The sequence below is a fragment of the Pseudoalteromonas sp. SR43-3 genome (genome assembly GCF_014163875.1).
Taxonomy (GTDB): Bacteria; Pseudomonadota; Gammaproteobacteria; order Enterobacterales; family Alteromonadaceae; genus Pseudoalteromonas; species Pseudoalteromonas distincta.
Genome location: NZ_JACJEC010000001.1, coordinates 13,762 through 28,576 on the forward strand (window position 1 = coordinate 13,762; position 14,815 = coordinate 28,576).

General features: G+C 40.5%; 7 protein-coding genes. 6 read left to right on the forward strand and 1 reads right to left on the reverse strand.

All coding sequences use genetic code 11. The annotated features are described in order from the left end of the window. Window positions 1–139: 139 nt before the first annotated feature. The gene (locus tag H5088_RS00040; RefSeq protein ID WP_182751916.1) at window positions 140–1,762 is read right to left on the reverse strand and encodes an alpha-glucosidase family protein; all 1,623 of its coding nucleotides are present in this window, start codon (window positions 1,760–1,762) and stop codon (window positions 140–142) included. Window positions 1,763–2,417: 655 nt separating this feature from the next. Between H5088_RS00040 and H5088_RS00045 the strand changes: the two genes are divergently transcribed. The 6 genes from H5088_RS00045 to H5088_RS00070 all read left to right on the forward strand — a co-directional run bounded on the left by H5088_RS00045 (window position 2,418) and on the right by H5088_RS00070 (window position 14,557). Beyond that, on the forward strand, window positions 2,418–5,219 hold the full coding sequence (locus H5088_RS00045; RefSeq protein WP_182751917.1) for a TonB-dependent receptor: 2,802 nt from the start codon (window positions 2,418–2,420) through the stop codon (window positions 5,217–5,219). Window positions 5,220–5,340: 121 nt separating this feature from the next. After that, window positions 5,341–6,834 carry a tryptophan halogenase family protein gene (locus H5088_RS00050; RefSeq protein WP_182751918.1) on the forward strand — a complete coding sequence of 498 codons (1,494 nt, stop codon included), beginning with the start codon at window positions 5,341–5,343 and terminating at the stop codon, window positions 6,832–6,834. Beyond that, window positions 6,834–8,690: a glycoside hydrolase family 13 protein gene (locus tag H5088_RS00055; RefSeq protein WP_182751919.1), complete on the forward strand. Its 1,857-nt coding sequence runs from the start codon at window positions 6,834–6,836 to the stop codon at window positions 8,688–8,690. The genes H5088_RS00050 and H5088_RS00055 overlap by 1 nt, the downstream gene beginning before the upstream one ends. Before the next feature lie 88 nt (window positions 8,691–8,778). Further along, entirely contained in the window at window positions 8,779–10,638 is a 1,860-nt protein-coding gene (locus H5088_RS00060; RefSeq protein WP_182751920.1) for an alpha-amylase family glycosyl hydrolase, read from the forward strand. Further along, entirely contained in the window at window positions 10,631–12,136 is a 1,506-nt protein-coding gene (locus tag H5088_RS00065) for an MFS transporter (protein WP_182751921.1), read from the forward strand. The genes H5088_RS00060 and H5088_RS00065 overlap by 8 nt, the downstream gene beginning before the upstream one ends. Before the next feature lie 9 nt (window positions 12,137–12,145). Further along, window positions 12,146–14,557, forward strand: coding sequence for a glycoside hydrolase family 15 protein (locus tag H5088_RS00070; RefSeq protein ID WP_182751922.1), 2,412 nt, complete (start codon window positions 12,146–12,148; stop codon window positions 14,555–14,557). The last annotated feature ends 258 nt before the right edge of the window (window positions 14,558–14,815 follow it).

Here is a 14,815-nt window from a genome sequence, read left to right on the forward strand (position 1 = left end):
ACTCGAAATCATTAAAAGGTAAGACACACGAAAAGGCCCAATTAATTTATTTGGGCCTTTTAGTGTTTAGAACTGTTTTGTCCTGAAATGTGTTTACATATTTAGGACTTAGTATATGTAAAACGTAGTTTTGATGTCACTAACACTTTGCATAAAAGCAAGCGTAAGGCTCAAGCGTTAGTGTGTCTTGGCTTAATTTTACTTTGTGGTGGCTAAGCTCATTATATTCTTTAACAATTGATGTCGGCATATCTATACTTGTTTGTTTAGAGCTTAGATTAAACATACAAAGCACTTTTTGCGATTCAAGCGTTCTATAAAAAGCAAGTACAGGCTCTGGCGTTTCAATAAATTCAATATCACCCTCAAGTAAAACTGTTTGGCCTTTTCGCCATGCCATGAACTCACGATAAGCGTTTAAAATTGAGTCATTATCCTTTGTTTGTATAGCTACTGATTGTTGTTTATGTGCATCATCAACGGGTAGCCAAGGTTCTACTTCACTAAACCCTGCATGAGGTGAATCAGCTTGCTCCCAAGGTATTGGTGTTCTACAGCCATCACGTCCTTTAAAGTTAGGCCAAAACGTAATGCCGTAAGGGTCTTGTAAATCTTCAAAGGCCACACTTGCTTCACCTAGACCTAGCTCTTCACCTTGGTACATACACACGCTGCCACGAAGAGAAGCTAATAGGGCGGTTAGCATTTTACATTGTTGAGGGTTTACTTTGCCATTTTCGCTCCAGCGGCTCGCTACGCGCTCTACATCATGATTACTAAATGCCCAGCATGGCCAGCCTTCAGTCATACGTTGTTCTAGAGTTTGAACCGTAGTTCTAATATATTCACTTGAGTAATCATTTGTTAAGAGCTCAAAGCTATAACCCATGTGCAGCTTGTCACCACCTTGGGTGTACTGCGCCATTGTTGCTAATGAATCTTCTGATGAGATTTCGCCAAGCGATACAGTACCTGGGTATTTATTAAGTAATGTGCGAATATCTTGCATAAATTCAATATTTTCAGGCTGAGTATTATTGTAGTAATGGTACTGAAATGCATACGGATTATCTTCACTAAAACCACGACCCTGGCGCTTATCTTTTGGTTTAGCCGGATTATCACGTAATTGCGCGTCGTGATAGCAAAAATTAATTGCATCAAGCCTAAAACCATCAACGCCTTTTTTAAGCCAAAACTCAACATTATCAAGCACAGCTTTTCGAACATCTGGGTTATGAAAGTTAAGATCCGGTTGTTCGGTTAAAAAATTATGTAGGTAGTATTGCCCGCGGCGAGGCTCCCACTGCCAAGCACCACCACCAAAAATAGATAGCCAGTTGTTTGGGGCTGTTCCATCATCTTTTGCGTCAGCCCAAACATACCAGTCGGCTTTACTGTTATTTTGATTTTCACGGCTATCAGTAAACCATTGGTGTTGATCTGATGTATGGCTTAACACCTGATCAATAATTATTTTAATATTACGAGTGTGGGCTTCGCTTATTAGCTCATCAAAATCATTTAGGTCACCAAAAAGCGGGTCAATGTCACGATAGTCGCTAATATCATAGCCAAAGTCTTTCATTGGCGATTTGAAAAAAGGTGAAATCCAAATAGCATCAACGCCTAAGCTTTTAATGTAATCAATACGATTAATAATCCCTCTTAAATCACCAATACCATCGTTATTGCTGTCTTGAAAGCTTCGCGGGTAAACCTGATAAATAACCGCACCTTTATACCACTGCTGTTGGGCCATGCTTTTCTCCGTCGTTCCACACAGTATTTATATTGTTATTAGTTTGATTGAAACAATCACTAAATTTTCAAAAAGCATACGTGAAGGGGGCTACTCTGTAAAAAGTCTGCATACGTATGCAGCTAATTTACTTACTTAAATGCGCTTTTAAAGAGGTGTATTTAAGGTGCTGTTTTTTTTATTGCTAGCTTTACCAATCATGCTTTTTACTTATGAATAAAATAGCGCGGTCTGTTTTGGTGCTTATTTTAAAAGGCTTGCACGGTATTGGTGAAAGTGATGAATGGTCTTACCAATTTCATAAAACATTAAATTATTAAAATAACTTATGTAAATATTATAAATTGCTTTATTTAACGCTATTTACACGCTGTATCATGGGTAATTCATAGTGCGAATATATGTATTTTCATAAGACTCATTAACAATCATGTTGCACCATAATAATAAATTTAAAAACAATAGCTTAGCTTTTATTTTGTGAACCAACTGTTAATTTATATTACATTGCATGGTCTTGAATACGTATGCATAAAGTTGTTAATAAAATAATTCGAGCGTTAATATTGATGCTGACAACAAAATTAGCTCGCCTGTTTGACTATCACTCAAATAAAGAAGCGGGTATCACAATATGGGTAACGGGAAAAACATCATGTCTATGTTCAAACCAAGTATATTAACTTTGGCATTAGCAACTGCAGGTTTAGCAAGCTTTACCTCTGTAGCAGCGCAAGAAGATACAGTTAAAAATGATGACGTTGAGGTTATCGAAGTAAAAGGCTTTCGTGGCAGTGTTGTTGAATCTATCAACACAAAACGCTTTTCTACACAGGTTGTAGAATCTATCTCTGCAGAAGATATAGGTAAACTACCTGACTCATCAATTGCTGAGTCTATTGCACGCTTACCTGGTTTAACAGCGCAGCGTTTAGATGGTCGCGCAAGCAGAGTATCAATTCGTGGTTTTGGTGAAAACGAAAGTGGTACTACGTTTAACGGCCGTGAACAGGTATCTATTGGTGATAACCGCGGCGTAGAGTTTGACCTTTACCCATCAGAAATTATGAGCGGCGTTACGGTATATAAAACACCAAACGCAAGTATCGAAGCAGAAGGTATTGCCGGTGTTATTAACATGCAAACCGTGCGTCCTTTAAGTAAAGGCGAGCGTGTATTTCAAGTTAATGGCCAATACGAGCAAACCAGCTTTGATAAACTAAACCCAGACGGTAACGACGATGGTTACCGCGGTACTATTTCATACATCGATCAGTTTGCTGATGACACCATAGGTGTTGCATTTGCCTTAACTTCAATGAGCTCACCAAACCAAGAAAAACGTTGGAACGCTTGGGGCTACCCCGAAAGAGAAGTAGGTGGCCAAACATATTCAATTTTAGGTGGTGCAAAACCATTTGTACGTTCATCGACACTTGAACGTGATTCAGCCATGCTCGTACTAGAAGCTGCACCGACTGACAAACTAAATATGACGTTTGATGCATTATATGTAGATTTTACAGATGAAAAAATCTTACGTGGTATCGAAATTCCATTTGCATGGGGGCAAGGTGCACGGGACGAAGACTCATTCGTAATAGATCAGGAATCTGGTTTTATTACGAGTGCCGTTACCGAAGGTCAACGAGTTGTTGTTCGTAATGACTACGAAGAGCGTGAAGCAGAATTAACCGCGTTTGGTTTTAATACTAAATACGATATTGACGATTCATGGTCAGTTGAATTTGATGCAAGTTACTCGCATGTAGATCGTAAAGTGTGGAGCCTTGAAAGTTACTCAGGTACAGGGCGCGGTGATTCACGTGGTGTTGCAGATAATTTAGGTTACACCTTTAATGGTAGTAATACAGGTGCTACGTTTACTCATGACTTAGATTATAGTGATTACAGCCTTATTCAATTAGGCGGTCCTTTATCGTGGGGCGCAAGTAAGGCCTTAAATAATCAATATGGTTTAATTGATGCTGATGGAAATGACATTTCTGGTTATAAAGATCAGGCACAGGATGGATTCATAAATGCACCAACGATTGAAGATGAGCTGTCTACGTTAAAGCTAGCTGCATCTAAAGTATTAGAAAACGAATACTTCAGCTCAATTGAGTTTGGTATGTCTTATAAAGAGCGTGAAAAAACAAAAGATTCGCAAGGTTTCTTTATGACGTTATCTGGCTTTTCGCTTGATAATCCTGGCATGCTAGCTGTGCCAGAGCAATATCGCATGGGTAGCGTTGACCTAGGCTTTATTGGCATGGGTGACATGATTGCTTACGATGTTAATGGGTTAGTAAATGACGGTTACTACAGCTTGTTAGATGAAAGCTTAACGAATACGAGCCATTTAACAAAATCTTGGACGGTAAAAGAAGAAATTACCTCAGTATTTGCACAGGCTAATATTAATGCCGAAGTAAGCGGCTTAGCACTTACAGGTAATGTGGGTGTACGTTATGTTCATACCGACCAGTCATCGCAGGGTAATGCATTTAACACTGTTGATGATATTGTGGTGGCATCATCTACCAATATTAGCCACGATTACTCACACGTATTACCAAGCTTAAACTTATCACTTGCGATTGATGAGCAACAAACAGTTCGCTTTGGTGCGGCTAAAACAATCTCTCGTGCACGTTTAGACGAAATGAATGCATCTATTGACGCATCTTACAATACTACACAGGATGAAAATGGTAACTACTGGTCTGTATCCGGTGGTAATCCTAATTTAGAGCCAAAAGAAGCAACTGGTTACGATTTAACGTACGAAAACTACTTTAGTGATGAAGGTTACTTCTCTGCTGCATTTTTCTATAAAGACTTAACGCAGTGGATTTTTGATGGTAAATACGAAATTGATATGTCGGGTGTTGCAGATCCATCAACAGGTGAAATTCCTGCAACATCAGAGGGCACAGGTAGTGGTAAAGTAAATGGCGGCGGCGGTGACCTATACGGTTACGAGCTATCTCTAGCGTTACCATTTAAAATTTTCCACCCGTCACTTGAAGGCTTTGGTTTAATTGCAAGCCATACAGGTATTGAGTCTGATATTGAAGATCAAAACGGTAATGAGTACGAGCTACCGGGTCTTTCAGATAAAATTCAAAGCTTAACGGTTTACTACGAAATGAATGGTGTGCAATTACGTACTAGTATGCGTAAGCGTAGTGCCTTTAAAGGTGATGTATACGGTTTAGGTTTTAACACCGAGCAAGTAGATATCCTAGGTGAAACAATTTGGGATGTTCAAGCGGGTTATGACTTTTCTGAAGCCGGTATTGAAAGCCTTGAAGGTTTATCAATTCAGTTCCAAGTACAAAACTTAACAGAAGAGCCGTTTACATCGCTTTCTGGTGATAACGCGCTACAAGTTCGCGACTACCAAGATTACGGTCGTACTTACTTGTTAGGCTTTAGCTACAAGCTATAATAAAGATTGTGTGTAGGAGCCCTTGTAATTTGTGTTACAAGGGCTTTTTTATAGCTACTCTATCTAATACCAATCCGCAGTAAAACCTAATCATTTTGCGGGGCTAAACGTGGACAATAATATGAAACCAATAAAACACGTCGTAATCGCAGGCGGGGGCACAGCAGGGTGGATAACAGCCGCCTTGCTTAATAAAGTGTTAGGTAAAGTAATCAAAATAACCCTTATTGAGTCAAGTACTATTGGCACTATAGGCGTGGGTGAAGCAACAATTCCGCCTATTATTCAGCTTAATAACGCACTGGGTATAAACGAGCAAGAGTTTATAAACGCTACTAATGCATCTATAAAACTAGGAATTGAGTTCGAAAATTGGAAAACCACCTCTCATAGCTACATGCATGCTTTTGGCTCATTTGGAAAAGACTTCCCCTTTTGCGATTTTTACAATTTTTGGGTAAAAGGGCACATTAGCGGTACAGAAGAAAGCTTATGGGATTTTTCTCTTAACTACCAAGCAGCTAAACAGCATAAGTTTGCACCATTAAATACCATACCTAACACGCAATTACCTGGCTTAAGCTATGCGTACCATTTTGACGCAACTTTATATGCCGAGTTTTTAAAAAAGCTCGCAATGTCACGCGGTGTTGATCATATTGATGCCAAAATAGAGCAGGTTGAACAATGCCCTCTATCAGGGAATATAAAATCATTAACCCTTGATAACACACAGCAGATAAATGGCGATCTTTTTATTGACGCTACAGGGCAGCGCGCCTTACTCATAGAGCAAACCCTTAATACAGGTTTTGTAGATTGGTCTCATTACTTACCATGCGACAGCGCCGTGGCGGTGCAGTCTCAAGGTACTAGCGAGCTAAAACCTTATACGCGTTCAATTGCACATAGCGCATGCTGGCAGTGGCAAATACCGCTGCAAAGCCGAATAGGTAATGGCTTGGTGTACTGTAGCCGTTATTTATCTGACGATGCAGCAACGCAGTTATTATTAAATAATTTACCCGCTGAACCAATTACGGCGCCACGTGTTATAAAATTTAAAACAGGACGGCGCTTAAAGCAGTGGCATAAAAACGTGGTGTCGGTTGGTCTTGCTAGTGGCTTTTTAGAGCCGTTAGAGTCAACTAGTATCCACTTAATACAAAGTGCAGTAACCCGTTTAATAAAGCTGTTTCCACACAATGGCATAAGCGAAACTTTAGTTACTGAATTTAATAAGCAAAGCGTGATAGAAATAGAGCACATACGCGATTTTATTATTTTGCATTACAAACTGACGGAGCGAGAAGATTCTGCTTTTTGGCGACAATGCAAGCAAATGGACATTCCTCACTCATTGGCCCACAAGCTCAAATTATTTAAGGAAACTGGCAAAGTAGTGCGCGAAAACGATGAACTATTTGCCGAAGTTGCTTGGCAACAGGTATTTATTGGCCAAGGCCTCATCCCCGATGATTACAACAGTATTGTTGACTCATTAAGCAGTGAACAACTAAACGACTTATTTTCTACATTAAAAACGCTTATTACCTCAACAGTAGATCAATTACCCACTCATAAAGATTTTTTAGCAAAAATTAAAAAGGCCTGATGATGCGATTTTTAAACACACTTTTACTTGTAAGTGCCTGTACTTTACCAACCATTAGCTACGCACTTAACGTTGAGCCTGCTAATTGGTGGGTTGGCATGAACAAAAATACCATAACCATCATGGTGCATGAGCAAAATATTGCAAACGAGCAAATTAAATTAGCTAAATACAATGGTGTTAAGTTAAATAAAGTAACCCGTACAGATAACCCAAATTATGTATTTTTAAATATTACTATTACTGATACCGCTAAAGCAGGAACGCTTGTGTTTAACAGCAGCGAAGCGAGTCAAAATTTTGAGTTTTCACTACTTGAACGTAATAAAAACAGCGCAAACCGCCAAGGGTTTACATCAGCTGATACGCTTTATTTAATTAACCCAGATCGCTTTGCTAATGGTGATAAACAAAACGATAGCGTTCCTAGCATGTTAGAAGCCGCTGATCCTAGTACTAAGGGCGGGCGCCACGGTGGTGATATTCAAGGTGTTATAAACGCATTACCGTATTTAAACAATTTAGGCGTTACACAGCTTTGGCTTACCCCAGTGCTTGAAAACAACATGCCAGATTATTCTTATCATGGTTATGCAATTACAGATTTTTATAATGTTGACCCACGTATGGGCTCAAACCAGTTATATAAAACGCTCTCGGTAAAAGCAAAAGAGCAGGGCATAGGCCTGGTAATGGATATGGTTCTTAACCATTTTGGCTCTGAGCATACTTGGGTTAAAGATAAGCCAACTAAAGATTGGATTAACTTTAATGGCGAGTTTAAAAAAGGTAAAAACGCCACAAGCCATGCGCGCCAAACTATACAAGACCCACACGCGAGTGAATACGACAAGCGCCAGTTTAACGATGGTTGGTTTGTAGAAACCATGCCCGATTTAAATCAGCGCCAGCCACTGTTAAGTGAATACTTAATTCAAAATGCTATTTGGTGGATAGAATACGCCGATTTAAGTGGTATTCGTGTTGATACCTACTCTTACTCAGATAAAGCATTTTTGAGTGATTGGACAAAAGCCATAATGCAGGAGTACCCAAACTTTAATATTGTTGGAGAAGAGTGGACGTCAAACCCTGCTATTGCCTCTTACTGGCAACGTGGCAAGCATAACCAAGATGGTTATACATCAAGCTTACCAAGCGTGATGGACTTTTCGTTGCAAGAGTCGGTAATTCAAGCGCTAAATGAAGATGAAAGCTGGAACACGGGCTGGGTTAAAGTATATGAATCGTTAGCTAATGACTTTTTATACCCTGATACTAATAACATTATGGTATTTGCAGATAATCATGATATGAGCAGAGTTTACACCGAGCTTGGCCAAGACGTTGCTAAAACAAAAATGGCGATGACGTTATTTTTAACCACGCGTGGTATAGCCCAAATGTACTACGGTACGGAAGTGCTATTAGATAACACCCCAAGTAAAGACCATGGCGATATTAGAATAGACTTCCCTGGTGGATTTAAAGGCCAAACTCGGAACGCCTTTACGGGCGAGGGGCTAACAAAACAGCAAAAAGTGATGCATAACACCATCAGTACCTTGCTTAATTTTAGAAAAAGCAGCCCAGCACTTGATAAAGGAAAACTTGTGCACTTTACGCCTCAACAAGGCGTGTATAGTTACGCGCGTATTAGCGACGAGCAAACTGTGTTGGTATTTATGAATAAAAATACACAAACGCTACAAAAAAACATTGAGTATATGCAAGAGGTGATGCCTAACAGCACAACAGCATTTAATTTATTTACTCAAAAAACACAAAAGCTGGGCAAAACCATTGAATTACCAGCGATGAGCGCAACGGTACTCGTTTTAAAAACGCCACAATAGTAACCTGAATACGTATGCAGCAACTGTATGGTTGCTGCAGTAATCTTTAGTATAAAGTTAATAACAATACTGACAAAAAAGACACACAATGAAAAAATCAGTTTATGTACCCGCAGTACTTTGTAGTGCACTTATTGCTACAGGGTGTTCAGAAAATAACAAACCTGAGCAACCGCAAGCGCCTGCACACACACAAAATGAGCTTACCAAGCCGGTTGTATATCAAGTATTTACCCGTTTGTTTGGTAATACGGAAACAGCCAATGTGCCATGGGGCACTAAAGAGCAAAATGGTGTAGGTAAATTTGCCGACTTTAACGATGCAGCCATAAAAGGCATTAAAGAGCTAGGTACCACGCACGTTTGGTATACCGGTGTGTTACACCATGCGTTAGTAGGCGATTATACCGACTACGGCATTTCGCAAGATGACCCCGATGTAGTAAAGGGCCGTGCAGGTTCACCGTACGCAATTAAGGATTACTACGATGTAAATCCTGATTTAGCAGTTAATGTTACTCAGCGAATGGATGAATTTGGCGCACTTATTGAGCGTACACATAACCATGGCATGAAAGTCATTATTGATATAGTGCCTAACCATGTAGCACGAAATTACCAATCCCTTGGCAAACCTAAAGGCGTTAAAGACTTTGGCGCACAAGACGACACCACTAAAGCGTACGATAAAAATAATAACTTTTACTACGTACCAGGGCAGTCTTTTCAGGTGCCAACATCGCCAGAGTATAAAGTATTAGGGGGTAATGAACACCCATTAGCGGATGGCTTTTTTGATGAAACGCCCGCTAAATGGACAGGTAATGGTGCCCGTGCAGCAAAACCCGATATAAACGATTGGTACGAAACAGTAAAAGTTAATTATGGCGTAAAGCCTGATGGCAGCTACGACTTTGTTCAATTGCCAAGTGAATACAAAAATAAAGACTACCGTGCTCATTATGCATTTTGGCAAGATAAAGAGCTTCCTAACAGCTGGTACAAATTTAGAGACATAGCACTTTTTTGGCTCGATAAAGGCGTTGATGGCTTTAGATACGACATGGCCGAAATGGTGCCAGTAGAGTTTTGGAGTTTTTTAAATTCGTCGATAAAAATGCAAAAAAGCGACGCCTTTTTGTTAGCCGAAGTGTATAACCCGCTAATGTACCGTGCGTATATTCACCAAGGTAAAATGGACTACCTTTACGATAAAGTGGGCTTTTACGACACGCTAAAAGCCATTATGCAGGGTAAGCAAGCTGCTAATGCTATTTTTGCTGCCCAAAGCCAAGTTACTGATATTGAAGCGCACATGCTGCACTTTTTAGAAAATCATGACGAACAACGCATCGCGAGCCCTGATTTTGCAGGTAACGCTGCGTGGGGTAAACCGTCTATGGTGGTTTCTAACTTAATGAGCCGCGCACCCACGTTATTATATTTTGGTCAAGATGTGGGAGAAGATGGCTCAGAAAACGCAGGATTTGGTACAGCTACACGCACCAGTATTTTTGATTACATTGGTGTACCGGCGCATCAAGCGTGGATGAATAACGGCAAGTTTGACGGTGCTAATTTAACAAAAGAACAAGTAGCACTCCGTGATTACTATAAAGCCATTATGTCACTTAATAGTTTACCTGCTGTGGTTGGGGGTGAAATGACAGAGCTTAATGTAACAGGAAGCGAGCGAGTTGTTGGCTTTATGCGCAAACTTGGCCAACAAACGCTGTACGTATTAAGTAACTTTAGTGAACAACCTCAGACAATTACGGTTAATTTATCAAAAGTGCAATTAGCGGTACTTAGCGAACACACTCAATTGCATGACTTACTTGAGCAGCACAGCACCGAGATCACATCAGGGTCTCAAGGCGCAAGCTTCACACTCACACTTGATGCATTTAGCAGCGCAGTTTTAACTAATAAGGCTAATCATGAATAATCAAAATAATAATTATGACAGCAACAAACCAAACCTGAGTTTTTGGCAAATATGGAATATGTGCTTTGGTTTTTTAGGTATTCAATTTGGCTTTGCACTACAAAACGGCAATGTGAGCCGAATATTTCAAACATTAGGCGCACAAGTTGATGATATTCCCATTCTATGGGTTGCAGCCCCTCTTACTGGCTTAATCGTACAGCCTATTATTGGTTACTGGAGCGATAAAACGTGGGGGCGCTTTGGTCGCCGCCGTCCGTTCTTTTTTATAGGCGCAGTGTTAACAACGCTTTCACTATTTATTATGCCGCATTCACCAACGCTTTGGATTGCCGCTGGTATGTTATGGATAATGGATGCGTCAATCAACGTAACCATGGAACCGTTTAGAGCACTTGTTGGGGATAACTTGCCAGAAAAACAACGGGCTACAGGTTACGGGTTACAAAGCTTTTTTATTGGTATTGGTGCGGTACTAGCCTCAGCATTACCATGGATGATGACCAACTGGTTTGATGTAAGTAATACCGCAGCCCCAGGGCAAATTCCAGAGTCTGTTAAATACTCATTTTATTGGGGTGGGGTGGTGCTACTTGTTACTGTGCTTTGGACCGTTGCACGTACTAAAGAGTATAGCCCAGAGCAATTAGCGGCTTTTGAAAAGCAAAGCGCTCAACCAACTACCAGCAAACTGGTTGATATTAACTTTAATAAAGGCGCCATTATTTTTGTAGTGCTGGGTTTAGCAACCCTTGCATTAGTAATGGGCTTATCGCTTGAAAAAGAATTATACCTATTAGCTGGTGGTTTATTAGCGTTTGGTATTGTGCAGTGGATTGCAGCAGCGCTTAAAAGTGCTAACAAAACTCAAGGTGGTTTTTACCAAGTAGTACAAGATGTATTTACAATGCCAGAAGCCATGAAGCAGCTTGCATGGGTGCAGTTTTTTAGCTGGTTTACTTTATTTGCCATGTGGATTTATACCACCGCAGCAGTAACAAGCTTTCATTATGGTAGTAGCGATGCAACCTCTAAAGCATTTAACGATGGTGCAGACTGGGTGGGTATTTTATTTGCCGCCTACAATGGCTTTGCAGCTATTGCCGCTATGTGTATTCCGTTTTTAGTTAAAAAAATGGGCTTAAAAGGCGCGCATTTTTTTAATTTATTGCTGGGCGCATTAGGCCTTGGCAGCTTTATGTTTATTCAAGACCCTAAGATGTTACTTATACCTATGATTGGGGTGGGGTTTGCGTGGGCGTCTATTTTATCGCTGCCTTACGCCATGCTAAGTAACGCACTGCCAAGTAATAAAATGGGCGTTTACATGGGTATTTTTAATTTTTTTATAGTTATACCTCAGTTACTTGCCGCCAGCATTTTAGGGCTCATTTTACGCCACGTATTTTCTAATCAGCCTATTTACGCATTGTTAATTGGTGCAGCCTCGTTCGTTGTCGCTGCCGTTGCGCTAATGCGCGTTAAAAATTCAAATTAAGGACACACAATGAAAAAATATAACCTTATAACCGCCTCACTTTTAACGTTAGGTTTAACCGCTTGCGGCGCTCAAAACACAAGCACAACTAACGAAAGTACCACAGCACAGGTTACATCAGCACCAGGCGCCCCAGGCACAGAGCCTTTTTGGGCTTATGCGGGTAAAACAGGTATTGGCACGTCATACGAGCAATACCAAAACGGCCAATACAGTGATTCAGCTGCAACGGGCGATGTATCTAAGGTGTGGTTTTCAATTGCTAAAGGTATGATCACCGAAACCATGTTTGGGCTTATTCACCAAGCTCAAATAAAAGACATGCAATTTATAGTAACAGGTAAAGACTTTACCGTTAGTGAAGCTGATGATTTAGATGTCACCATTGATTACTTACATAAAGATGCACAAGGTCGCCCGTTATCGCTTGCCTACAAAGTAACTAGCACTGATAAACAAGGGCGCTTTAGCCTAGAAAAACACATTTTTACTGACCCAGATGGGCAAACATTATTTGTACGCAGTGTATTTAACACTGAGCTTGAAGGGCTAAAAGCATATGTGTCTGTTAATCCGTATATTAATAATAACGGGCTAGGTGACTTCGCTAAAACGACTGAGCAAGGCCTTGTCGCATGGGAAGACGATAACTATTTATCACTTCAATCAGCGACCTCATTTAAAGATAAAACAGTGGGCTTTACCGGTGAAAGCGATGGTATTAACGCACTTAAAACTACGCAATCTATAAATACACAATACACAAATACCGGCGATACAGCAGGTAATGTAAGCATGCTTGCAGAGCTTGGCGACATAAGCGCGAATACCACCTTTGATTTAGCACTTAGTTTTGGTAAAACGCAGCAGCAAAGTATAAAGCAAGGCGAAAAAAGCTTAGCAAAAGGGTACCAAGCGGTGCTTGATCACTATAACGGTAAAGGTGAAGCGCTAGGCTGGGAAGATTACCTACAAAGTCTCAAACCGCTCAATAAAATGATTGAACAAACAGCCGATAACGGTAAGCTTTTATACACCAGCGCCATGGTTCTAAAAGCACAAGAAGATAAAACACACGCAGGGGCATTAATTGCTTCTCTATCTAATCCATGGGGCGAAACTGTTTCAGCCAAAGAGGGCTCTACTGGCTATAAAGCAGTATGGGTGCGCGACTTTTATCAAGTAGCCATGGCCTTTATGGCACTCGGCGATACAGCCACAGCAAAAACAGCGTTTGAATACCTTGAAAAAGTGCAAGTAAATAGCAAAACACCAGGTAATAAAGGCGATACAGGCTGGTTTTTACAAAAAACGCACGTAGATGGTGAGCTTGAATGGGTCGGCGTACAGCTTGACCAAACAGCTATGCCTATTATGCTTGCTTGGAAGTTACATAAAGCCAATGTACTTAGTGATGAAGAGCTAAAAAGCTGGTACGGAAAAATGTTAAAACCCGCGGCTGATTTTTTGGTTGATGGCGGCCTTACTAAAATTTTATGGAACGACACGCAAATTACACCACCGGCAACCCAACAAGAGCGTTGGGAAGAGCAAAGCGGTTATTCGCCTTCGACTACTGCAGCAATAGTAGCTGGCCTTATTACAGCCAGTGATATTGCAACACTAAGTGGCGATGATACAAACGCAAAGCGCTACTTAGATACAGCTAAAAAATACAGCAGCGATATTGAATCGCAAATGTTTACCACTAAAGGTAACTTAAAAGGCGAGAATAGCGATGGCGAATACTTTATTCGTATAGGCCAAGATACCGATGCAAACTCAAACACTAAAATTAACGCTAATAATGGCCGCGAAGGGTTTAATAAAAAGCAAATTTTAGATGGCGGTTTTTTAGAGCTAGTACGGTATGGCGTACGCGGTGCAAATGATGAAAGCATCGTTAAAACACTACCTGAGTACGATGACGAAACACTAGAAGATAACCTACAAGTTAAATACAGCTTTAGCTTTGACGACGGCAGCGGCACATTTGCAGGCTACCGCCGCTATGGTAATGATGGCTACGGCGAAGATGAAGTAACGGGCACAAACTATGCCGAGGGTGGCAGTAATACACCAGGCCAACGTGGTCGTGTATGGCCGTTTTTCACAGGTGAACGTGGCCACTATGAAATAGCAGCAGCTAACGCAAACAACGCCTTTGATGATGCTAAACAAGCGCAAATTAAAAATAGTTATGTTAAAGGTTTGGAGCAATTTGCCAATAAAGGGCTAATGCTACCAGAGCAAGTATGGGATGGTGTAGGTGTAAATAAAGCTGGTCATGCGTTAGGCGAGGGCACAAACTCAGCAACGCCACTTGCATGGACACATGCAGAATACATTAAGCTTGTACGCTCACTCAGTGATAAACAAGTATGGGATTATTATCCAGTGGTTGGCGAGTCACTTAATTAGTTGTCTTAAAATCACACAAAAAAAGTTCCTAATTAGGAACTTTTTTTCTCTTAATTTAGTTTCGTTTTATGCAATGGTTCCTAATTGAAAAAAGTGTTGTGTGAATATTTATGCAGCTCAGCCAATATAATAATTAGTTATAAATCGCGTTTTGGCGTATAGGCTTTATCTTTTTTTACTGTTTCAGGCCCCTAAACTTACAAATGACAGGGTTGTTGTTGTGTTTGGCTCATTGTCTCCGTGAATAGTTATTGGTGT